General features: G+C 68.2%; 17 protein-coding genes and 1 tRNA gene. 5 read left to right on the forward strand and 13 right to left on the reverse strand.

What is annotated here, in order from left to right; genetic code table 11:
- Positions 1–2 precede the first annotated feature (2 nt).
- From pbpA to JX552_RS00125, 5 genes are all read right to left on the reverse strand, one after another.
- Entirely contained in the window at positions 3–1,481 is a 1,479-nt protein-coding gene (gene pbpA / locus JX552_RS00105) for a D,D-transpeptidase PbpA (RefSeq protein ID WP_205875540.1), read from the reverse strand.
- Positions 1,478–2,890, reverse strand: a complete 1,413-nt coding sequence (locus tag JX552_RS00110) for an FtsW/RodA/SpoVE family cell cycle protein (protein ID WP_205875541.1) — start codon at positions 2,888–2,890, stop codon at positions 1,478–1,480. The genes pbpA and JX552_RS00110 overlap by 4 nt, the downstream gene beginning before the upstream one ends.
- Positions 2,887–4,425, reverse strand: coding sequence for a PP2C family protein-serine/threonine phosphatase (locus JX552_RS00115; protein WP_205875542.1), 1,539 nt, complete (start codon positions 4,423–4,425; stop codon positions 2,887–2,889). The genes JX552_RS00110 and JX552_RS00115 overlap by 4 nt, the downstream gene beginning before the upstream one ends.
- A gap of 76 nt (positions 4,426–4,501) precedes the next feature.
- Positions 4,502–4,969 (reverse strand): FHA domain-containing protein FhaB/FipA, encoded by a 468-nt coding sequence (locus tag JX552_RS00120; protein WP_065047758.1) that lies wholly within the window; start codon positions 4,967–4,969, stop codon positions 4,502–4,504.
- Positions 4,970–5,094: 125 nt separating this feature from the next.
- Complete coding sequence (locus JX552_RS00125) at positions 5,095–6,765, reverse strand: FHA domain-containing protein (protein WP_205875543.1); 1,671 nt, start codon at positions 6,763–6,765, stop codon at positions 5,095–5,097.
- A gap of 271 nt (positions 6,766–7,036) precedes the next feature.
- Here JX552_RS00125 and JX552_RS00130 point away from each other — a divergent pair.
- Positions 7,037–7,122: transfer RNA gene (locus JX552_RS00130), tRNA-Leu, on the forward strand.
- Between the two features lie 441 nt (positions 7,123–7,563).
- On the opposite strand, the gene JX552_RS00135 is transcribed toward JX552_RS00130, so the two are convergent.
- Complete coding sequence (locus tag JX552_RS00135; RefSeq protein WP_205875544.1) at positions 7,564–9,432, reverse strand: PE family protein; 1,869 nt, start codon at positions 9,430–9,432, stop codon at positions 7,564–7,566.
- A 155-nt stretch (positions 9,433–9,587) separates the two neighbouring features.
- Positions 9,588–11,432 (reverse strand): PE family protein, encoded by a 1,845-nt coding sequence (locus JX552_RS00140; RefSeq protein WP_205875545.1) that lies wholly within the window; start codon positions 11,430–11,432, stop codon positions 9,588–9,590.
- Positions 11,433–11,701: 269 nt separating this feature from the next.
- Here JX552_RS00140 and JX552_RS00145 point away from each other — a divergent pair, with 269 nt between their 5' ends.
- From JX552_RS00145 to JX552_RS00155, 3 genes are all read left to right on the forward strand, one after another.
- On the forward strand, positions 11,702–13,012 hold the full coding sequence (locus JX552_RS00145) for an ammonium transporter (protein WP_277396018.1): 1,311 nt from the start codon (positions 11,702–11,704) through the stop codon (positions 13,010–13,012).
- 9 nt (positions 13,013–13,021) lie between these two features.
- On the forward strand, positions 13,022–13,288 hold the full coding sequence (locus JX552_RS00150) for a YdeI/OmpD-associated family protein (protein WP_205875546.1): 267 nt from the start codon (positions 13,022–13,024) through the stop codon (positions 13,286–13,288).
- 236 nt (positions 13,289–13,524) lie between these two features.
- Positions 13,525–15,015 (forward strand): PPE family protein, encoded by a 1,491-nt coding sequence (locus JX552_RS00155; protein ID WP_205875547.1) that lies wholly within the window; start codon positions 13,525–13,527, stop codon positions 15,013–15,015.
- Between the two features lie 2 nt (positions 15,016–15,017).
- Here the strand turns inward: JX552_RS00155 and JX552_RS00160 are convergent, their stop codons facing one another.
- The 4 genes from JX552_RS00160 to JX552_RS33865 all read right to left on the reverse strand — a co-directional run bounded on the left by JX552_RS00160 (position 15,018) and on the right by JX552_RS33865 (position 18,223).
- Positions 15,018–15,359, reverse strand: a complete 342-nt coding sequence (locus JX552_RS00160) for a GNAT family N-acetyltransferase (RefSeq protein WP_205875548.1) — start codon at positions 15,357–15,359, stop codon at positions 15,018–15,020.
- A complete protein-coding gene (locus JX552_RS00165; protein ID WP_205875549.1) occupies positions 15,356–16,345 on the reverse strand; it encodes a pirin family protein in 990 nt (329 codons plus the stop codon). Before JX552_RS00165 ends, JX552_RS00160 begins: the two co-directional genes overlap by 4 nt.
- Positions 16,346–16,373: 28 nt before the next feature.
- A complete protein-coding gene (locus JX552_RS00170) occupies positions 16,374–17,756 on the reverse strand; it encodes an acyl-CoA dehydrogenase family protein (RefSeq protein ID WP_205875550.1) in 1,383 nt (460 codons plus the stop codon).
- A 92-nt stretch (positions 17,757–17,848) separates the two neighbouring features.
- Entirely contained in the window at positions 17,849–18,223 is a 375-nt protein-coding gene (locus JX552_RS33865; RefSeq protein ID WP_431196024.1) for a transcriptional regulator, read from the reverse strand.
- Between JX552_RS33865 and JX552_RS00180 the strand changes: the two genes are divergently transcribed.
- Positions 18,108–18,872: a hypothetical protein gene (locus tag JX552_RS00180; RefSeq protein WP_205875551.1), complete on the forward strand. Its 765-nt coding sequence runs from the start codon at positions 18,108–18,110 to the stop codon at positions 18,870–18,872. The two genes, JX552_RS33865 and JX552_RS00180, sit on opposite strands and share 116 nt — an antisense overlap.
- A gap of 52 nt (positions 18,873–18,924) precedes the next feature.
- Here JX552_RS00180 and JX552_RS00185 read toward each other — a convergent pair whose 3' ends face one another.
- Together JX552_RS00185 and JX552_RS00190 are read right to left on the reverse strand one after the other, a co-directional pair.
- Entirely contained in the window at positions 18,925–19,701 is a 777-nt protein-coding gene (locus JX552_RS00185; RefSeq protein WP_205875552.1) for a TIGR03084 family metal-binding protein, read from the reverse strand.
- Entirely contained in the window at positions 19,698–21,026 is a 1,329-nt protein-coding gene (locus tag JX552_RS00190; protein ID WP_205875553.1) for an MFS transporter, read from the reverse strand. The genes JX552_RS00185 and JX552_RS00190 overlap by 4 nt, the downstream gene beginning before the upstream one ends.
- Positions 21,027–21,113 lie beyond the last annotated feature (87 nt).

Genomic DNA, 21,113 nt, shown 5'->3' on the forward strand with positions numbered 1-21,113 from the left:
ACTCATGGTCCCCCTTGCAAAGCAGCCTCGATCACTGCCCTCCCGATGGGCGCGGCCAATGCGCCCCCGGTCGCGGACAGGCGATCGCCGCCGTTTTCCACCAGCACCGCCACGGCAATTTTTGGGGCCTGCGCGGGTGCGAAGGCGATGTACCACGCGTGCGGTGGAGTATGCCGCGGGTCGGTGCCATGCTCGGCGGTACCCGTCTTGGATGCGATCTGCACGCCGGGGATGGCCCCTTTCTGCTGTGCGACTTTCTCGGCGCCGACCATCAGCTCTGTTAGCTTAGCGGCGACCTGCGGCGACACCGCGCGGCGCTGCTGGTACGGGGCCGTGGTGCTGATATTGGCCAGATCCGGCCCCTTGAGGCTTTCTACCAGGTACGGCTGCATCATGACGCCACCGTTGGCGATGGTGGCGGCCACCACCGCGTTCTCCAGCGGGGTCAACGCGACGTCCTTCTGACCGATGCTGGTCATGCCCAGCGCGGCCGCGTCCGGGATGGACCCGACCGTGGATTCGGCGACCTGCAGCGGTATGGGCTCGGGGGCGGTGTCCATTCCGAAGGCGTGCGCCATGCTGCGCACCGCGTCGGTTCCGGTGATCAGGCCGAGCTGCACGAACGCGGTGTTACAGGATTTGGCGAACGCCTCGCTCAGCGACACCGTGTCGCCGGGTCCGCAGGGGGTGCCGCCGTAGTTCTCCAAGGTCGCGGTGCTGTTAGGCAGCGGGATCCGGGCCGCCGCCGTCAGCTGCTGGGTATCGGTGGCCCCGGCCTGCAGGGCCGCCGCGGTGGTGATCACCTTGAAGGTGGACCCGGGCGGATAGGTCTCCGAGATCGCGCGGTTGATCAGCGGATTGTCCGGGTTGTCGCGGAGATTTTGCCAGGTTCGGGCCTGGATGTCCGGGTTGTGCGATGCGAGCAGATTCGGGTCGTAGGACGGTGAGGACACCAGCGCCAGGATCTTGCCGGTGGACGGTTCCAGAGCGACGACGGCGCCCTTGCATGGCGACCCGCCGCAGCCCTGCTGCATCGCGTCCCACCCGGCTTGCTGGATCCGGGGGTTGATCGTGGTTTCGACGTTGCCGCCGCGGGGGTCGCGTCCGGTGAAGAAGTCCGCCAGGCGCCGCCCGAAAAGCCGTTCGTCGGAACCGTTCAACAGGGAGTCCTCGGCACGTTCCAGGCCGGCGCTGGAATAGCGCAAGGAGTAGAAACCGGTGACCGGCGCGTACACCGCCGGATTGGGATACACGCGCAGGAAACGGAAACGGCTGTCGGTGGCCACCGAGTAGGCCAGCAACTGGCCACCGGCGATGATCTGCCCGCGTTGACGCGAATATTCGTCCAGCAACACCCGCTGATTGCGCGGATCGGCCCGCAACCCGTCAGCGGTGAAGACCTGTGTCATGGTGGCGTTGAGGAGCAGCAGGACGATCAACGCCATCACGGTCATCGAGATTCGGCGCAGCGAGGTGTTCATACGCGCTCGATCACCTCGGTGCTGGCGGCCGCGATCGGTGACTTCTTGCGCGGCCGGGTGCGCAACGGACGGCGGGCTCCGTCGGAGATGCGGGCCAGGATGCCCAGCAGCACATAGTTGGCCAGCAGCGATGAACCGCCGTAGGACATCCACGGCGTGGTCAGACCGGTCAGCGGGATCAGCTTGGTGACCCCGCCTACGACGATGAACAGCTGAATCGCCAGCGTGGAGGCAAGACCTGCGGCCAGAAGCTTGCCGAAGCTGTCACGGGTGGCAATCGCGGTGCGCATGCCGCGGACGATGATGATCGTGTACAGCATCAGGATGCTGGCCAGGCCGACCAGACCCAGCTCCTCTCCGAACGCGGCGATGATGAAGTCGGTCGAGGCCGCGGGGACGGTGTCGGGCTGGCCGTTACCCAGACCGGTCCCGAAGATGCCGCCGGTGGCGAAGCTGAACAGCGCCTGCACCATCTGATACCCGGTGCCGTCAGGGTCGGCGAACGGGTCCAGCCAGGTCTGCACCCGAACTCGCACGTGCGCGAACAGGTGATAGGCCACCAGGCTTCCGCCGGCGAACAGCACCAGGCCCAGCATCACCCAGCTGAATCGCTGAGTGGCCAGGTAGACGACCACTAGAAACGACGTGTACAGCAGCAGCGATGTGCCGAGGTCCTTCTCGAAGACCATCACACCCACCGAGATCACCCAGGCGGCCAGCAGCGGGGCCAAGTCACGGGGCCGCGGCAGCGTCAGCCCCAGCACGTGCTTGCCCGCGCTGGTGAACAAGTTTCGCTTGGCCACCAGCACCGCGGAAAAGAAGATGAGCAGGAGGATCTTGGAGAACTCGGCCGGCTGAATCGAGAAGCCCGGCAACCGAATCCAGATCTTGGCGCCGTTCTGCTCGGACAGTGACGCCGGCAGCAGCGCGGGAATCACCAGGAAAATCAGACCCGCCAGACCGCAGATGTAGCCGTAGCGCGCGAGCTGGCGGTGATCCTTCAAGAACGTCACCACCAGTGCGAACGCAGTGACGCCGACCAGGGTCCACAGCATCTGCTGGTAGGCGCTGGGATGTCCGTGGCGGCCCACCTGCTTCTCGACCAGGTCCAAACGGTGGATCATCACCAGGCCCAACCCGTTGAGCAGCGCCACCACCGGCAGCAGCAGCGGATCGGTGTAGGGCGCGAAGCGCCGCAGCGCCAGATGAGCGATACCGAACAGGGTGAGGAAACCCAATCCGTAGATGGTGAGGTCCCAGTGCAGACTGCGCTCCTGGTTGGCCTCGACGATGAACAGCGCCGCAATGGTGATCAGGGCGGCGAAACACAACAACAGCAACTCGGCATTGCGCCGAGTGGGCAACGGGGGTGTCACCGCTACCGGTGCCGGCAGTTCCGTTGTGGTCATGCCGCGGGTCGGCAATCGGCCTGCTGCGGGGTTTCGGTCGTCGGGGCGGCGGAGCTGGGCGTAGTCGACGACGGCGTAGCAGGCGCTGCCGGGGTGGTGCTGGAGCGCGTCGATGGCGTGGTGGTGGGCGCCGAAGTCGGCGCCGCGGAGGGGGTGGTCGACGACGGCGAGGCCGAAGCGGGTGCGGACGGCACATAGCTCGGTTCCGGTGTGCCGCTGCTGTTCGTCGACGGGGCCGACGGCTCGGGCGCCGAGGTGGCGCCCTGATGGCACCGCGGTTTCAACGACTTGGCCAACTCGCGCAACTGCTTACGGGCGTCGTCGAGAGTGCCGGAGGGGAGTTGCAACGACTGAACCGACGCCCGGCCCGACGGCGTCAGATCGTTGACCTTCATCAACTGGCAGTCCTTGGTCGGCTGACCCGCACCGACCTCGGAGATGTCGTCCTTGGCGTTCACACAGCCCAACGAATGAAGGCTGTGCAACGAGAAGCCCAGCAGCGAGCCTTGCACTCCCTGCATGATCGCAACGGTGCCGTTGTGGTCGGCGACGTAGTAGTTGCTGCGGATGACGAGGCGACTGATCACCAGGCCGGCGATCAGCACCAGCACCGTCAGCCCGATGACAAGCGTCAACCGGCGCCGTGACCAGCGCTTCTTCGGTGGCGGCTCGGCCTGCGGCGCAGCCCGTTTGGTCACTTCGCCCTTGCGCGGGCCGATGGCAGAGGCGCGACCCGCCGCGGTGTTCGGCAGCGTCAGCTGGTCGTCATCGCCGTCGCCGGAAACCGCCCCGGCCAGGATCGGCTGGGTCTGACCGAACTCGTCGTCCACGACGTCGGCGACGACGACCGTGACGTTGTCGGGGCCGCCACCGCGCAGCGCCAGTTCGATCAGGCGGTACGCGCTTTCGGCCACGTCGGGAATCTGCAGCGCGTCGGCAATGGTCTCGTTGCTGACCGGGTCGGAAAGCCCGTCGGAGCACAGCAGGTAACGGTCGCCCGCGCGGGCTTCCCGCATGGTCAGGGTGGGCTCAACTTCATGGCCGGTCAGCGCCCGCATGATCAGCGAGCGCTGCGGATGGCTGTGTGCCTCTTCCGCGGTGATGCGGCCCTCGTCGACCAGGGTCTGGACGAAGGTGTCGTCCTTGGTGATCTGGGTGAGCTCACCGTCGCGGAACAGGTAGCCGCGGGAGTCGCCGATGTGCACCAGGCCGAGCCGGTTGCCCGCGAACAGGATGGCGGTGAGCGTGGTGCCCATGCCTTCGAGGTCAGGCTCCATCTCGACCTGGGCTGCGATGGCGGCATTGCCGGACCGCACGGCGCTGTCGAGTTTGGCCAGCAGGTCGCCGCCGGGCTCGTCGTCGTCGAGGTGGGCGAGGGCGGCGATCACCAACTGGGAGGCGACTTCGCCGGCGGCATGGCCACCCATGCCGTCTGCCAGAGCCAACAGCCGTGCGCCGGCGTAGACAGAGTCTTCGTTGTTGGCGCGTACCAGGCCCCGGTCGCTGCGGGCGGCATATCGCAGGACCAGGGTCACGGGCGCAATTCTCCCCCGCTGGCGGGCGGTACCTGCACGCCCCCGGCTGCGCCGGCGTCTTCGTCGTAGGAGGGGGTCACGGGCGCAACTCTATTGCGGTCTTGCCGATCCGAACCGGCGTGCCGATGGGAACTCGCACAGCAGTTGTCACTTTGGCCCTGTCGAGGTATGTGCCGTTGGTCGATCCTAGATCTTCCACATACCATTCGGAGCCGCGCTGAGACAGCCTGGCGTGCCGAGTTGACGCGTAATCGTCAGTCAAAACCAAGGTTGAGTCGTCCGCGCGGCCGATGAGCACCGGTTGGCCGCTCAGCGTGATCCGAGCGCCCTGCAGCGCCCCCTCAGTCACAACCAGATACCGCGCCGTGTCGCGGCGCTGCCGCGGGGACAGCAGATTGCCGCGCAGCGTCAACCCGCGACGCACCATGACCGCGCCGGTGGGCGCATAGATGTCGGTACGCAGGATCCGCAACACCGACCAGATGAACAGCCATAACAGCATCAAGAACCCGGCACGCGTCAGTTGCAGTACCAACCCCTGCATCCGGCGGTCCTTTCCGTCCCGGCACTGCCCACCCCGCGCACGTGATGCCGTGCACCTCAGCAAAGTCACCATACTTCGACGGTGATCGGCGCGGGGAGATGCGCGGCGGCTTCCGATCAGTGGGTTCAGTGAATGCGGACGATGATCTCGGAATGACCGAGGCGGATGACGTCGCCGTCAGCCAGCTGCCACTCCTGCACCGGGGCGTTGTTGACGGTGGTGCCGTTGGTGGAGTTCAGGTCCGAAAGCAATGCGACCTGACCGTCCCAGCGGATCTCCAGATGCCGGCGTGACACACCGGTGTCGGGCAGCCGGAACTGGGCGTCCTGGCCGCGACCGACGATGTTGGAGCCGTCACGCAGCTGGTAGGTGCGGCCGCTGCCGTCGTCGAGCTGCAAGGTGACCTGAGCCCCCACCGCTCCGTAGCCGCCCTGACCGTAGCCGCCGTAGCCGCCGCTCGCCTGACCGTAATCCTGGGTCGGCGGCTGGCCGTAGTCGGCAGCCGGTGGCTGGCCGTAATCGCCGTACTCGCGGCCCGCCGGCTCGCCATAGCCTTGCGGCTCGCCGTAGCCGCCCTGCGGGGCGTACCCGCCGGGGGCCGACGCCTCGGCGTACTGGGTGTAGTCCCCGGTGCCGTAATCCTGACGACCGTAGCCGCCCTGCTGGTAGCCCTGGTCCTGGCCGTAACCGCCGCCCTGCTCGTAGGACGGCCGCTGGGGCTCCGGGGGAGCCGGTGGGGCGCTGGGTGCGCCATACCCCTCGTCCTGACGGGCGGGCTCGCGGCCGTACTCGCCGTAGCCGCCGCCGTAGCCCTGCTGGCCACCTTGCGGCTGACCGTAGCCGCCCTGCTGGTAGCCCTGGTCCTGGCCGTAGCCACCCTGGCTCCCGTAGCCGCCGGCGGGCGGACCCTGGGGCGCGGCGGGGGGAGGTGCCTCGTAGGTGGGCGCGTAGTTGCTCTGACCCTGGTCGCCGTAGCCGCCCTGGTCGCCGTAGCCGCGCTGGTCGCCATAGCCGCGCTGGTCATAGCCGCCCTGTTCGCCGTAGCCGCGCTGGTCGTAGCCGCCCTGGGGTTGGCCTGGCGATTGACCTTGAGGTTGTCCATAGCCGGCCTGGCCCTGTCCGTAGCCGCCCGGATCCTGGTAGCCGCCTTGTCCGTAGCCACCCTGTGGCGGTGGCGGCGGGTAGCCGCCCTGCTGTGGCGGGTAGCCGCCGGCTTCCGGCGGGTACGGCGGCTGGCCACCCTCATGCGGCCGCGGCGGGTAGCGGTCGTCGTAGTACTCGTCGGGCCGCCCCTGCCCCTGACCGCCGCGGTAGCCTGGATTGTCAGTCATCGGTCGTACTCCTGGTTCTGCGCCAAACGCATGATTTGATTGTGGCTGGGCGGAATCGGTAGCCGTCGGGCGGGGCTCGACGTCAGGGTTGACAGTCCCGCGGGCGCGGAACTGGCCGGTGTGCAGGTTCGAGGCCTGCTCGAACCGGACGACCACTTCACCATACGTTTGCCACCCCTGTTCCTGGATATAGTCCGCCAAGTACCGAGCAAAAGCGCTCGACGTGAGCTCCGGGTCGCCGCCCAACTTCTCAAAGTCGCGCACACTGAGGGTAATGATGTATTCGTTGGGTGCCAAAAGGCGATTGCCCTGTAGGGACCGGACGCCATCGGCAGCCTCGCGGCGCAATAGGGCTTCCACCTCTTGCGGCACGATCGATCCCCCGAACATCCGGGCAAACGCATCACCAACTGTTGATTCGAGTTTGCGCTCGATGCGCTGAACCAGCCCTCGTTGGCTACCCATTTTCGCGCTCGCCTCACTACATGTGCACGGGAGTCGTCGGTCGAGGGCGAATGAACCCGGCCGCGTGACTTGTTGACTGTCAATCGTATCGGGACAGCGGGACGCGGGGGCACCGCGAGAATCCTGAGAATCACATCGATACTGTTCGGAGACCTTTTCGAGGGTGATGGGCGGGTGATGGGCCGGGGGGATGCACGGTCGCGCGCGGTAGGCCCCGGTCGCGCGGTTGGGGCGACAACCCACTACAGTGATATGGTCCTCCGGTTGTTTCGGGCGAGTGGCGGAATGGCAGACGCGCTGGCTTCAGGTGCCAGTGTCCTTCGGGACGTGGGGGTTCAAGTCCCCCTTCGCCCACCACGAGCGGTTCTACGAACTGCAGACGCAAAGGTCACGAACCAGAAATGGTCCGTGACCTTTGTGTTTGGCGGGCGCCGCCAGCGACCGGGGCGTCGTTGGGGCGCGCGAAAACCCGTCGCAGTCCGGGCGGGTAGGGCGCGCTTCGCGCCGGCGCGGCGATTTTGTAGGTTCGATCGCTGCCGCGATGGATTCGGTGAGGGGGTGGACGGTGGCACCGCTGGATGTGAACCCGGGCGAATCGCCGGCGGCCGCTGACAAGTTCGCATTCCATCAGAGAATATTGACCAGGGTGAGTCCGAAATGAAGAATCGCCGATTTCAGGCACCAGTTTGAGCAGTTGCTGGTGAACCCCGTCCGGTCGGGATGGAACGGGGCTACTGGGGGAATTGAGTTCCGAATTGGTCGAGCAACTCCGCCGAGCCGACATGGGGCCAGTTGATATCAGCCCGGTCGACCGGAGCCTCCGACGCCACCTGCGATACCGTCCGCGCCGTTGGGGGCTCGAATGCCTGCCCCTCCGCCGCTGGAGCCTAAGCCGCCGGAGCCGCCCTTACTCAGGTCGCCTCCGGCCCCGCCGGAGCCACCTGCGCCGCCGAGCGCACCAGTACCGTTGATACCCGACCGGCCGGACAACAGTCCCCCGGCCCCGCCGATCCCGCCGGTGCCGCTGCTGCCACCGTCGCCACCCGTTCCCCCGGTGCCACCATCGCCGCCGTCACCACCAACCCCACCCCTGCCCTCACCACTGCGGGCCGTGCCGATGCCGCCATCGCCTGCCAGGCCGCCCGCGCCGCCGATTCCGCCTGTGCCGCCGGCGCCCCCGTCACCAGCCGCGCCCCCGGCACCACCATGGCCGAACAGCAACCCGCCGCGACCACCGCTACCACCTGACCCACCATCGCCCCCTACTCCGCCGATCCCACCGGGCCCGCCGGTCCCACCGGACCCGCCGCTACCCCCGAAGACAGCGGTATAGGCGGGCGGGTCGGTGTCCACACCCCCGAAGCCTCCTTGACCTCCGCTGCCACCAATGCCGCCCGGTGCGCCGATTCCGCCTGTGCCGCCGGTGCCGCCGGAACCCCCGGCACCCCCGTTGCCCACGAACAGCCCGCCATTGCCGCCGGCACCTCCGTTACCGCCGGCGCCGCCGGCATCGCCGGACGCGCCGGCAGCACCGGTCCCGCCGGCGGCGCCAGAACCGCCATTGGCTCGGACGCCCTCGTAAGCAATTGCACTGCCCCCGGCACCTCCGTTACCGCCGGCGCCACCGGGTGCGGTGGCGACTCCCCCGTTTCCGCCATCGCCCGCCTTGGCGGTGGAAAATTGGACTGTCGCGTCGCCGCCTCTGCCGCCTGCACCGCCGGCGGCGCCGGGTCCACCAACTCCACCGTCGCCACCGGTCCCATCGCCTACCGCGTTGTAAACCGCGGCCTGTCCACCTGAGCCACCGGTGCCGCCAATGCTGGTCACGCCACCGTCCCCACCAGGGCCGCCGTTGCCACCGATCATCGGGCCCGGAGAGCCGTCGATTATCGCGGTGTCCCCGGGGGTGCCGGTGGCTGCGGTGGTGGTGGCTACCGCGTTGACGCCATCGGCCCCGGTGCGGCCCTGCCCGCCTTGCCCACCGGCTCCGCCGTCACCAAAGAGCACCGCATTGCCGCCCCTGCCCCCAGCACCGGCCAGCCCACCATTGACGCTGGCAACGGCATCACCGCCGTGCCCACCCCCGCCACCATGACCGAACAACCAGCCTCCGGTACCGCCGTGACCGCCGGCCGCGCCGTCTCCGCCACGACCTCCGGCGCCACCGTTGCCCAACAGTCCCGCGGTACCACCATTGCCGCCGGCTTGCCCGGCCAGACCATCGCCGCCCCTGCCTCCGTTGCCCCACAACAAACCGCCCGACCCACCGGCCTGCCCAGGCCCCCCGTCCGCCCCATCACCGATCAACGGCCGACCCAACAACGCCTGGGTGGGCGCATTGAGCGCCCCCCAGAAACTCTGCTCCACCACCTGCAACGGCGATGCGTTGAGCGCTTCGGCACTGCCATAGGCCCCTACCGCCGCACCCAGTCCCTGCGCAAACCGCTCGTACCAGCCTGAGAGCTCAACACCCACCCGCTGATATTCCTGCGCATACCCGTTGAACAACGCCGCGACGGCGGCCGACACCTCGTCGGCCCCGGCCGCCAGCCTCACCGCCGTCGGCCCGGCCGCCGCCACATTCGCCGCATTCAACGCCGTACCGGCACCCGCCAAATCCGACACCGCCGCAGCCAACAATTCCGGACTCACCGACAGAAACGACATCACGCCCACTTCCACCAAAACGATTACCTAGCCACGAAACGACACACATCACGAGCGTCCGAAAACAAATCAATCAGTCACCTTTTCGATAAAGGCATCGCACGATCGCGTCGAACTCAGGCCCACGGCGCCACTGCCGCCGACCGCCCCACACATCAACGGCTCACCCCCGGCTGCCCCGACAACCCAGACCCGCCCGCTTTGCCGTCAATACCGCGGTTGCCGGAACTCAAACCCGTCCCGCCGGCGCCGCCCTTACCAAGTTCGCCTCCGGTGCCACCAGCACCACCTGCACCGCCCGGGACTGCGGCACCGTTGATGCCCGACCGGCTGGACAACAGTCCCCCGGTCCCACCAATTCCTCCGAACCCGCTACGGCCGCCGTCACCGCCCGTCCCCCCGGCGCCGCCATCGCCGCCATCGCCGCCATTACCGCCGAAGCCTTGACCACTACCCCCGCCGCCATTGCCGCCGATACCACCCGCGGCGCCTTCGCCTCCGATGCCGCCCGAACCTCCGCCGCCGGCGCTGCCGCCGGCGCCGCCGTTGCCGAACAGCAGACCGCCGCGGCCCCCGTTACCACCAACTCCGCCATCGCCCCCCTGGCCGCCCATCCCACCCGTGCCGCCGGCACCCGCACTACCACCCATCCCTCCGAACGGGGCCCGCTCGGCAACCTGAGCAAACCCGCCATGACCGCCGCCACCACCAGCGCCCCCCAGCGCACCAATTCCGCCGTTGCCGCCGGTACCACCGGCACCCCCGGCACCGCCGTTGCCTGCGAACAGACCCCCGTCGCCGCCGGCACCACCCCCGCCGCCGATGCCCCCCGTATTGCCAGATGCGCCGGCAGACCCGGCCCCGCCTGCCCCGCCGTATCCGCCCAAGGCCCGCGTGCCGGCAACGTTAGTGACCGACCTAGCGTCGCCTCCTTCTCCGCCATCGCCGCCGAATCCTCCGGCGCCGCTGCCGTTTGCCCCATTACCGCCGTTGCCCGCCTGCGCCACTCCTCTGAAGGAACGTGCGTCACCGCCGTGACCGCCGGCACCGCCGTTGACGCCATTGCCCCCATCTCCGCCAGCACCCCCGGCAACCAGGCCAGAAGCACCCGAATCCGACCGCGCCTCCCCACCCACTCCACCGGCGCCTCCGGTGGCAGACGCGCCACCGTCCGCACCAGGACCGCCATCACCACCCGTCCATTCGCTAGCACCGGCCAGGGTGTCGTCCCTGCCCGCGGTGCCGGTGGCTGCGGTGGTGGTGGCTACCGCGTTGACGCCATCGGCCCCGGTGCGGCCCTGCCCGCCTTGCCCACCGGCTCCGCCGTCACCAAAGAGCACCGCATTGCCGCCCCTGCCCCCAGCACCGGCCAGCCCACCATTGACGCTGGCAACGGCATCACCGCCGTGCCCACCCCCGCCACCATGACCGAACAACCAGCCTCCGGTACCGCCGTGACCGCCGGCCGCGCCGTCTCCGCCACGACCTCCGGCGCCACCGTTGCCCAACAGTCCCGCGGTACCACCATTGCCGCCGGCTTGCCCGGCCAGACCATCGCCGCCCCTGCCTCCGTTGCCCCACAACAAACCGCCCGACCCACCGGCCTGCCCAGGCCCCCCGTCCGCCCCATCACCGATCAACGGCCGACCCAACAACGCCTGGGTGGGCGCATTGAGCGCCCCCCAGAAACTCTGCTCCACCACCTGCAACGGCGATGCGTTGAGCGCTTCGGCACTGCCATAGGCCCCTACCGCCGCACCCAGTCCCTGCGCAAACAGCTCGTACCAGCCTGAGAGCTCAACACCCACCCGCTGATATTCCTGCGCATACCCGTTGAACAACGCCGCGACGGCGGCCGACACCTCGTCGGCCCCGGCCGCCAGCCTCACCGCCGTCGGCCCGGCCGCCGCCACATTCGCCGCATTCAACGCCGTACCGGCACCCGCCAAATCCGACACCGCCGCAGCCAACAATTCCGGACTCACCGACAGAAACGACATCACGCCCACTTCCATCAGACGATCAGCTAGCCGTCGAAACGGCACATCACGAGGGTCCGAAAAGTAGTCGGTCAATCGCATCTTCGGAATAGGCATCACGCGATCGAATGAAATTCGTGCCGAATCGTGGTGTATGAACGTGGAGCGCTGGACGAGACACGGCGGTGTCGCCGACATTTCCCGCACGCTCGCGGCGCACTACGACGCGATGACGGAAGCGTTCGGCGGCCGTCTACATTCTCTTCGACAGCTATCGAAGGAGTCGCAGCGTGAATATCGACCCCGCGGCCACCGCCTGGTTGCTAGCCAGCACCGCGCTGGTACTACTCATGACCCCCGGCCTGGCAATTTTCTACGGCGGCATGATGCGCACCACCGGCGTGCTCAACATGATCATGATGAGCTTCATCTCCATCCCACTGGTCACGGTGACGTGGCTGCTGGTGGGCTACAGCCTGGCCTTTTCCGACGGCGGTGCGGGCGGTTTCGTCGGCGGGCTGGCGCATGCCGGCATGAGTGGAATCGGTCCCGAGACTTTGCACGGGCAGGTCCCGGAGCTGCTGTACGCCACTTTCCAATTGACCTTCGCCATCATCACCGCCGCTCTGGTCAGCGGCGCCATCGCCGACCGTGCCAGGTTCGCGGCCTGGATGGTGTTCGTGCTGGTGTGGTCGGTGGCGGTCTATGCCGTCATCGCGCACTGGGTCTGGGCGCCCACCGGGTGGCTCGCCAAGCTGGGAGTGCTCGACTACGCGGGCGGACTGGTGGTCGAAATCGTTTCGGGCTCGTCGGCTTTGGCATTGGCACTGGTGCTCGGGCCGCGCATCGGGTTCAAGGTCGAGGCCATGCGCCCGCACAACCTGCCCTTCGTCCTGCTCGGGGTGGGGCTGCTCTGGTTCGGCTGGTTCGGGTTCAACGCGGGCTCCGCGCTGGCCGCCAACGGGCTGGCTTCGGCGATCTTCCTCAACACCCTGGTGGCCGGCTGCCTGGGCATGCTGGGCTGGCTCACCGTCGAGCAGTTCCGCGACGGCAAGCCGACCACCTTCGGCGCCGCCTCGGGTGTGGTGGCCGGGCTGGTGGCGATCACGCCGTCGTGCGGGACGGTGAACACCTTCGGCGCCGCGGTGGTCGGATTGGTCGCCGGCGTCGTCTGCTCCTACGCGATCCTGGTCAAATTCAAGCTCAACTACGACGACTCCCTCGACGTGGTCGGGGTGCACTTCGTCGGCGGCGTGGTGGGCGTTTTCCTGATCGGGCTGTTCGCCACCGCGGTAATGACCGGTGGTCCCAAGGGTCTCTTCTACGGCGGCGGATTGGGCCAGCTCGGCAAGCAGTCCCTGGGCATGGTGGCGGTCGCCATCTATGCCTTCGCCGTAAGCTTCGTGCTGGGCAAGCTGATCGACCGCTTCATGGGCTTCCGGCTCAGCTCCGCGGACGAGAAGGGCGGGATCGACCTCAGCGAGCATGCCGAAACGGCTTATCCAGAAGGCGTTTACGGCCACCAGGCGCCTCGCCGTCCGTCCGTCGGTGAACGCGACGACTCCCGGTCACGGTCGATCGACGACGAGGACGAGCGTTAACCTGGCAACGTGAGCGGCCACCAAATACCCGGCGGCGTCGTGCACGAGATGCCGGCCGATCTTCGTCAGGCGCTGGTTGCGAACTCGACGGCTTTGAAGCTGTGGAAGGACATTACTCCGCTGGCGCGCAACGAGTTCATCTGCTGGGTCGAGGACGCCAAACAGGCGGCGACCCGCGAACGCCGCATCCGGCGGACGCAGGAAGAACTCGAGGAAGGCAAGCGCAGGCCCTGCTGCTGGCCGGGATGCAAACACCGCGAGCGCAACGGTAGGTAGCCGCGCTGGCATAGGCCCGTTGCCGGCCGCAACCGGAGGCGTCTAGTGTTTGGTTAGGCGAACCTAATCTAGCGGTCCCCTCCCGTCGGGTCAGGTCATCCGCCCGCTGCGTCAGCTGCCCTGACTGCAGCGCGAGCCGAATCCGGCCCGCCGCAGGCGGCCCGGGCTACGCAGCATGGGGAGGACCAGTTGCTGATGGGTGTGATGCCGAGGGGTTGGCCGGCGGTGAGTGCGCCGTGACGACACCGATCTGGATTGCCTCACCTCCCGAACTGCACTCGGCGTTGTTATCCAGTGGGCCGGGACCGGGGGTGCTGTCGGCGGCCGCGGGCGCCTGGCACGCCCTGGGTGCCGAGTACGCCGAGGCGGCGGCCGATCTGTTGGGTGTGCTCGGTGTGGCGCAGAGTTCCTGGCAGGGTCCGAGCGCCGCCCAGTACGTCGCCGCGCACGCGCCTTACCTGGGCTGGCTGGTCCAGGCACAGGCCACCAGTCAAGCCGCCGCCGCCCAACACGAGGCGGCCGCCGCGGCCTATACAACGGCACTGGCGCTGATGCCGACGCTGCCCGAGTTGGCCGCCAACCACTTAGTCCACGGGGCGTTGGTAGTAACGAATTTCTTTGGCATCAACACCATTCCGATCGCGCTGAATGAAGCCGACTATGTCCGCATGTGGCTGCAGGCCGCCACGGCCATGAGCGGCTACGAGGCAGCCTCGGCAGCTGCTGTGGCAGCCGTCCCGCCCACCACGCCGGCGCCGGCAGTCCTCAAATCCGATGCCACTGCCCAGATCAGCCAGCTCGCCGCGGCCGCTCCCGCCGCCGATTCGGGGGCCCAACTCAATCTCGCCGACATCATCACCCAGTTGCTGCAGCAGTACCTGCAATATGTGCAGGAGCTGTATGAGCCCATCATCAACTTTCTGCAGAACCCGGTAGGCAACACATTTCAGCTGATCAACGACTTCCTGACCAACCCGGCACAGGCGCTCGTGACCTGGGGGCCATTCCTCTTGGCCGTCGCCTACCAGGCCTTCTCCTGGGTGGGCGCGAGTCTCACCTATCCCCAGTTGCTGCTGGATCCCTTGCTGTCGATCACCCTGGGTGTGGTGATCGGGGTGGGTTACGAGTACCTGCAGCAGGTACCGGCCGTCGTCGCCGAAGGCGCGGCGCCCCCGACCGCGGTGGCAGGCGCTGCGAATCGCTCCTCGACCTGGCCGCTGGCGACTCTGGCTCCGACCATCGCCGGCCCGGCGGGCGCACCTGCGGCCTCGGCCACCGCGTCCGCCTCTTCAGCGCCCGCATCCGCCGCGCCCGCACCGGTCGCGTCGGCGGTGCCGTATGCGGTTCTCGGGGTCGACCCCGGCGAAGGCTTCACGCCGACGTTCCGCGAGGGTTCCAGAGCAAAGGCGCCGGCGCAGGGTATTCCGGCGGCCGCCACCGGGGTGCCGGCCCGGGACAAGCGCCGGTCCCGACGCCGGCGCAAGACCCCCATGCCGGAGCACCAGTACGCCGACGAGGTCTTGGATTACGATCCAGAGCCGGACCCCGCGCCGACCGACGAGCCGGTGGCGACGGCCTCGAGCAGCAGTGCCGGCGCGATGGGATTCGGTGGTACCACGGCTTTGGGCGACGCCGACGCGGCGGGGCTGGTGGCCCTGGCCGCCGAACGCGGTGGTGGCCCGACGGTTCCGATGCTGCCCACAACGTGGGACTCGGACGCTCGGTAGCCTCAGTTGCTCGGCTGTGTGTTGACCCACCCCACGACGTCGGCTGTCACGGGGTCGGTGATGTCGTTGTATTCGGGGTGTTTCTTGAGCACCGTGACGACCATGGAGCACACCGGCACGATCCGCTTGCCGTCGGCGCGGGTCGCCTGCAGAGCGTCCTCGAGAAGCAGCGTCGCCAAGCCGCGGCCGCCGTAGGCGGGATCGATTTCGGTGTGATGGAACACGCGCTGATCGCCGCGGTCGGCGAAGTCGGCGAGGCCGACCTGTCGGCCCCCGACTGCGATCGTGTAACGCCGGTCTTCGGCGCGGATGTCGACCTCTGCGCCGGTCTTGTCGGTTGTCATGAGTGCTCCTTCTGGTTGGGGATTGATCGGGGAACCAGCCGGGTGGTCGGCATTGGCGGGGCGGGCAGTCGGGTGACTGAACCCTGATAACCCCGGACGGCGCCGAAGCGCTCCGCGCCGTCCTGCCACTGTTGGCGGTAGGCGACGATCTCCTCGTGAGTGCGGCCGACGAAGTTCCACCACATCACCAGCTCTTCGCGGAGCGGGGCGCCACCCAGTAGCAGTACCCGGGCGGGCCGCTCCCCCGCATTGCGCAGCCGCAACACGCAGCGGCCGGGTCCTTGGTACCCCAGCTCAGCGACAGACAAGGGAATCCCGCCGAGTTGGATCTCGCCGGTGTCGCACAGCACTCCGTGCTCGAACGTCGGGTCGATCTCGAATTCGACATCGGCGTGCGCGTCCACGTCGATCTGAGCCCCGAGCAACGGGGTGAAAGTCGTTACCGGCGAAAGACTTCCAGCCAACTCGCCCAGGAACACCGATGCCCGCGCGCCCGGCATCGACACCGGTTCCGGTTGGTGGTGCGCGAAGTCGCGTCCGGTATCGCGCGCCGAATCCGGCAGGGCAACCCACATCTGGGCGCCGTGCAGAACCCCCGTATCCACCGAGACCTCGGAGTGACAGATGCCGGCGCCGGCCGTCATCAGGTTGAGTTCGCCGGGTCGCACCATGGCATGTACGCCGGCGCTGTCGCGGTGCTCCACCTCCCCGCTGAACAACCAGCTGACGGTCTGCAAGCCGGTGTGCGGATGCGGTGGAACATCCATCCGCGCGGCGCTTCCGGTCACGGGCCCATAGTGATCGATAAAGCACCAGGCACCGATCAGCGAACGTTGCCGTTGCGGCAGGGTGCGCTGCACGGCCATGGCCCGTGGTCCACCCAGCGGCACCTCCCGCGGCCGCAGCACCTCCACCGTCGGCGTGTCGGTTGCGACCTGCGAAGCGCCGCAAGCAACTTCGGCCGGGCCGGTCTCGAGATTGCTCACCCTCGCGACCCTACTCCGCAGGACGCGATCACCGGCCCGGCGGTTGCAGAGCCTTCATGGCGACCCGCATCACCGGCTCGGGAATCCGATCCTTGAGCGCCAGCGCCCGATCGGCAGCGCGGGAGCGCAGCGGTGTGCCTCTGCCGAACATCCGGTTGAACGTTCCCCCGGTCGGCTCGACCGTCACGTGCAGCGGCGGGACGTCGACCGAGGAACCCAGTGCATTGGCGATGACCATCCGCTGAATCTCACTCGTGCCCTCAAAGATGGTGTACAGCTTGGCATCTCGATACCACTTCTCGACCGGATGGTCGGTGATGTATCCCCAGCCGCCCATCGTCTGAATGGCCCGCTCGGTGGCCTTGACCGCGACCTCACTGGCGGCGAGCTTGGACATCGAGCCTTCGCCCCGCTCGAAGGGGACGCCGTTGGCGGCCATCCAGGAGGCACGCCAGGTCAGGAGCCGGGCGGCGTCGATCTGAGTCGCCAAGTCGGCCAGCGGGAATGCGATCCCCTGGTTGTCGATGATGGGTCCGCCGAACGCTTCGCGCTCCGTCGCATAGGCAGTCGCGTACTCGAGCGCGGCCCGCGCGATGCCGATCGCCTGCGCCGCCACCATCGGACGGGTCTGTTCGAAGGTACCCAGCGTGGCGGATCCGGACTTCTTGGCGCCGGCCACCACTTCGCGGGCCTTGGCCAGTTTGTGTTCGAGTTTGTCCTGTCCGCCAAGCAGATTGGCGCCGGGCACCCGCACACCATTGAACCGCAACTCCGCCGTGTGGGAGGCCCGGCAGCCCAATTTGTCCAGCTTGCGCACCAGCTCCAGCCCGGGGGTGCCACCCGGAACCACGAACAACGCCTGACCACGGTGGCCGAGCTCCTCGTCCACCACCGCGTTGACCACGTGCACGTTGGCGATGCCGCCGTTGCCGATCCACATCTTGTGACCGTCGATGATCCAGTCGTCACCGTCGCGCCGTGCATGGGTGCGTAGATTGCGGACGTCGCTGCCGCCTTCGGGTTCGGAGATGGCCAATGCGGCCAGCTTGAGATCCCCGGGTGTCCCGAAACATTCCGGGGCCCACTGCAGCATCTGCTCCGGGGACGCGGCCTGGCCGATCGCCGACAGCGCCAGAGCCGGCATGACGATCGCCAAGCCGATCCCCGCGCATCCCCAGAACAACTCCTCCATGAACATTGGCAGCGAAACGCCGGTCGGGTCCCCGATCAGGTCCCGGTAGAACAGCGGGCTGTAGAAACCGCGCTCGGCGGCCTCCTCCAGTACCGGCCACGGAAACTCCTGCCGCTGGTCGTATTCCAGGGCGACCGGCCGGATCACCTCCGTGGAGAACTCGTGAGTCCGTCGGGCGAGATCGTGCTGTGCTGCGGTGGGGGTCACGTCGAATGTCATGGTTGCCTCTAATTCAGTTGTCTCAGCCTGGACGGGGCACTGTCGAGCGCCGTATACCCGCAGTGTCGGCCCCCTATCCGCCCCAGTTCCGGTCAGGCCGCCGAACGGGGACCCCGCTGCGTGGCAGGAAGGTGGAGGACCACCGCGTTCGCCCGCACGATCTCGCGGTCGTTCTCGCGGCGCGCCAACAGCGCCGCATTCTCGGGCAGCTCTCGGGCGTTGATCTCCCCCGCGGCGATCTGTCGCAGCACCTCATGGGCCTGAGCGAGCTGTTCACGTTTGCGGTATTGGCCGCCGGGCAGCTTGACCCCGGCCCAGACGCCTTGGTTCGGCCAGAACACTCCGGGGATCGTGGAGCGAGATTGCGAGTACTTCGGCGAGCACTGGCCACACAATTCCGGCGTGGGCTGGGCGTACTCCGGCGCGCTGAGCGCGTTGATCGCGGCGTTGACGGTACCTCCGCCGATCGCGCCTATGGGCGCATCACCGGTCGCGCCGGCCGCAGCGGCCGAAGCGGTCGCCCAAGCCGCCGCACAGACCGGCATGCATAACGCGGTCCAGGCGTCGGGCCAGGTCGCCCAGAGCGCCGGTCAGGGCGCCGCCTCCCCCGCCGAGGCGACCGGTCAGCTGAGTTCGCTTCTGCAGCCGATGCAGATGGTGTCGTCGGCCACCGAACCGCTCAAGCAAATGCTGCAGGCGCCGATGCAGGCCATGCAGGGCGTCACCAGCCTGCCGCAGAGCATGATGCAGGGATTCGGCGGGATGTTTCCGGCCGCGGGGGCGCCCAGTGGCGTGGCCGCCGCCGAATCCGCGGTGGCAGCGGGGGGCATGGCCGGCTCAGCAGGCGGTGGCGGCGGCGCGGCCGGCGGATTCCCAGGAGCCGGACTGACCAGCTACACCCGGCCCACCAGCAGCTTCGAACCCGAGGCCGGAGGGAAGCCGACCGGTCTGCGGGCCGGCGTGCTCAATGCCGCCGAAGTGCGCGGGCCGACGGTGTCGACCGGAGGTGCCCCCATGCCGATGACGCCGGCCGGGATGTTGGCGCGCGGCGAAGCGGGCAAAGACGCCGACAAGGACGTGCTGCGCGCCCGGGTCGTCGTCGACCCCCGGTCATAACGGCTGACCGGGCGTTCGCGTGTCCCGCCAGCCGCACGGTCGCGGGCAAGCTTCAGGATCGGCCAACCCCGGGCGGGCCAGCGAATGCCTGCGCGATCCCCAGCCACTGCTGGGCCTCCTGCCCCACCGCCGTCACATCGAGTGCGCCCAGCGGCCGCCGTTGCGTTACCAGGAAGCAGAAATCCTCCGCCGAACCCGTCACCCGCTGAGCGGCATCCGGTGAGCCCCAGGACCAGGTGTCCCCGCCCGGCCCGCGCAACTCGACGTAGAACGGCTCGCCGGGCGGCGTCAGACCATTGACCAGGTAGGCGTAGTCACGCGCACGCACGCCGATGTGAGCGATCGAGCGCAACCGGTCCGTCGGCGGCCGGGTGACGCCCAGGGTGTCCGCCACGTCGAGTCCGTGCGCCCAGGTCTCCATGAGCCGCGCCGTCGCCATCGACGATGCGCTCATCGGCGGTCCGAACCAGGGCAACTTCCGGCCGTCGGCGACACCGAGCAGTGCCTCGTGCAGTCGCCGACGGGTGTCGCGCCATTCGGCCAGCAACTCGGCGGGGGGCATCGCCGCCAGTTCTTCGGCGCCGGCGTCGACGAATCCGGCAGGGTCAGCGGCGGCAGCCGTGAGCGCCTCGCCGAACGCGGCCTCGTCGGTCACCGACAGCAGCGACACCCGGTCGGTCCACAGCAAATGCCCGATCTGATGGGCGATGGTCCACCCCGGGGCGGGTGTCATCGCCGCCCACCTTTCCCCGGGCAGCGGCGCCACCAACGCGTCGAGCTCGTCGCTCTCGGCTTGCAGATCCGCGACGAACGCAGCCGAACCAGTCATCCCAGAACCTCCCTAGCACGTCCTCGACGGCCGACCAGGCTGTGTACCAGCAGCCCAATCAGATAGATCACCGAACCGAACAGCGCAAACGCGGGTGCGCGCCCGTCGTCGGGAATGAATGCGGCGGCAACGGTGACCGCGACGATGAACGAAACCCAGAACAGGGCGTCCTGGACGGCGAACACGTGCCCACGCAGCGCGTCGTCGACGTCGATCTGCATCGCCGAGTCCGCACACAACTTCACCACTTGGCCCGCGACGCCCAGCAGGAAACCGCACACCACCATGACCGGCAATAACAACCCGGCGCCCGCGGTCTGGATCACGGCCGCCGCCACCAGCGCGCCATTGGCCGTCGCATACCGACCCCAGCGCCGCACCAGCACCGGGGTCAGCACATTGGCCAGGAAAGCTCCTAAGCCGGTCGCGGCGAAGAAAACCAGAGCGGTGCCCAACCCGTCGACGTCGACGTTCTTCATGTGATGCACCAGCAGCAGGATCAGCAACGAGTTGATCCCCACGACCATCCGGTGTGCGGCCAGCCCCGACAGGGCGGCGGCTACCGACGGGAGCTGAATTACCGTCCGCACGCCGTGCAGCCATCCGGTGACCACGGCATACACCGCGGAGCCGTGGATCGCCCGGTTGGTGTCATCCGGACCGAGTACCCCCGGGGCGAACCGCAGCGACAGCAGTAGCGCCAGCGTCACCGGAATCAGGGCGGTGAAGATGACCGCCGCCGCGCCGTGATCGCCCGCCCCACCGAGCCAACGCGGCAGCAGCATGAAGTTGGCGCCCAGAAACGCGGCGATCGCCCCGGATGCCGTGGCCACCGAGTTCATCGTGACCACCTGCTGGCGCGGCACCACATGCGGCAACGACGCCGATAAACCGGACGCCACGAACCGGGCCAGACCGTTGGCCAACAACGCGGCACACAACAGCACCCAATCGCTGGCGCCGACCGCGAGAATCGTTCCGATCGCGACGATGAAGCACAACCGTGCGCTGTTCGCGCCGACTAGCACCAAGCGCCGATCCCACCGGTCCATCAGCGCGCCGGCGAACGGGCCGAGCAGCGAATACGGCAGAAACAACACCGCGAACGCGCGCGCGATCGCCGGCGGATCGGCGGCGCGATCGGGGTTGAACAGCAGCGCTCCCGCCAGACCCGCCTGGAACAGACCGTCGCCGAACTGGCTGGCCATGCGCAGCTGCATCAGACGCCAGAAGTCGGGCAGGGCTCGCACTGAGCGCCACAATTCCACGGGTGCGCTGGCCTGCATCCGGGTGCGAATCACTGAACCCACTTCCACGTTCGGCACAGGAAAGGACGGGTCGGATCTGCGCCGTCTCAATCACAGTACAAATCTCTGCTGACCGAGGCTGTTTGCACCGGTGATCCGACCTGG

The organism is Mycobacterium gordonae, from assembly GCF_017086405.1.
GTDB lineage: Bacteria > Actinomycetota > Actinomycetes > Mycobacteriales > Mycobacteriaceae > Mycobacterium > Mycobacterium gordonae_D.

What these genes read in the sequence shown, in the direction of transcription:
- pbpA (WP_205875540.1), bottom strand. Translation starts at nt 1,481, where the DNA reads ATGAACACCTCGCTGCGCCGAATCTCGATGACCGTGATGGCGTTGATC.
- JX552_RS00110 (WP_205875541.1), bottom strand. Translation starts at nt 2,890, where the DNA reads ATGACCACAACGGAACTGCCGGCACCGGTAGCGGTGACACCCCCGTTG.
- JX552_RS00120 (WP_065047758.1), bottom strand. Translation starts at nt 4,969, where the DNA reads ATGCAGGGGTTGGTACTGCAACTGACGCGTGCCGGGTTCTTGATGCTG.
- JX552_RS00125 (WP_205875543.1), bottom strand. Translation starts at nt 6,765, where the DNA reads ATGGGTAGCCAACGAGGGCTGGTTCAGCGCATCGAGCGCAAACTCGAA.
- JX552_RS00135 (WP_205875544.1), bottom strand. Translation starts at nt 9,432, where the DNA reads ATGTCGTTTCTGTCGGTGAGTCCGGAATTGTTGGCTGCGGCGGTGTCG.
- JX552_RS00140 (WP_205875545.1), bottom strand. Translation starts at nt 11,432, where the DNA reads ATGTCGTTTCTGTCGGTGAGTCCGGAATTGTTGGCTGCGGCGGTGTCG.
- JX552_RS00160 (WP_205875548.1), bottom strand. Translation starts at nt 15,359, where the DNA reads ATGACAACCGACAAGACCGGCGCAGAGGTCGACATCCGCGCCGAAGAC.
- JX552_RS00170 (WP_205875550.1), bottom strand. Translation starts at nt 17,756, where the DNA reads ATGACATTCGACGTGACCCCCACCGCAGCACAGCACGATCTCGCCCGA.
- JX552_RS00185 (WP_205875552.1), bottom strand. Translation starts at nt 19,701, where the DNA reads ATGACTGGTTCGGCTGCGTTCGTCGCGGATCTGCAAGCCGAGAGCGAC.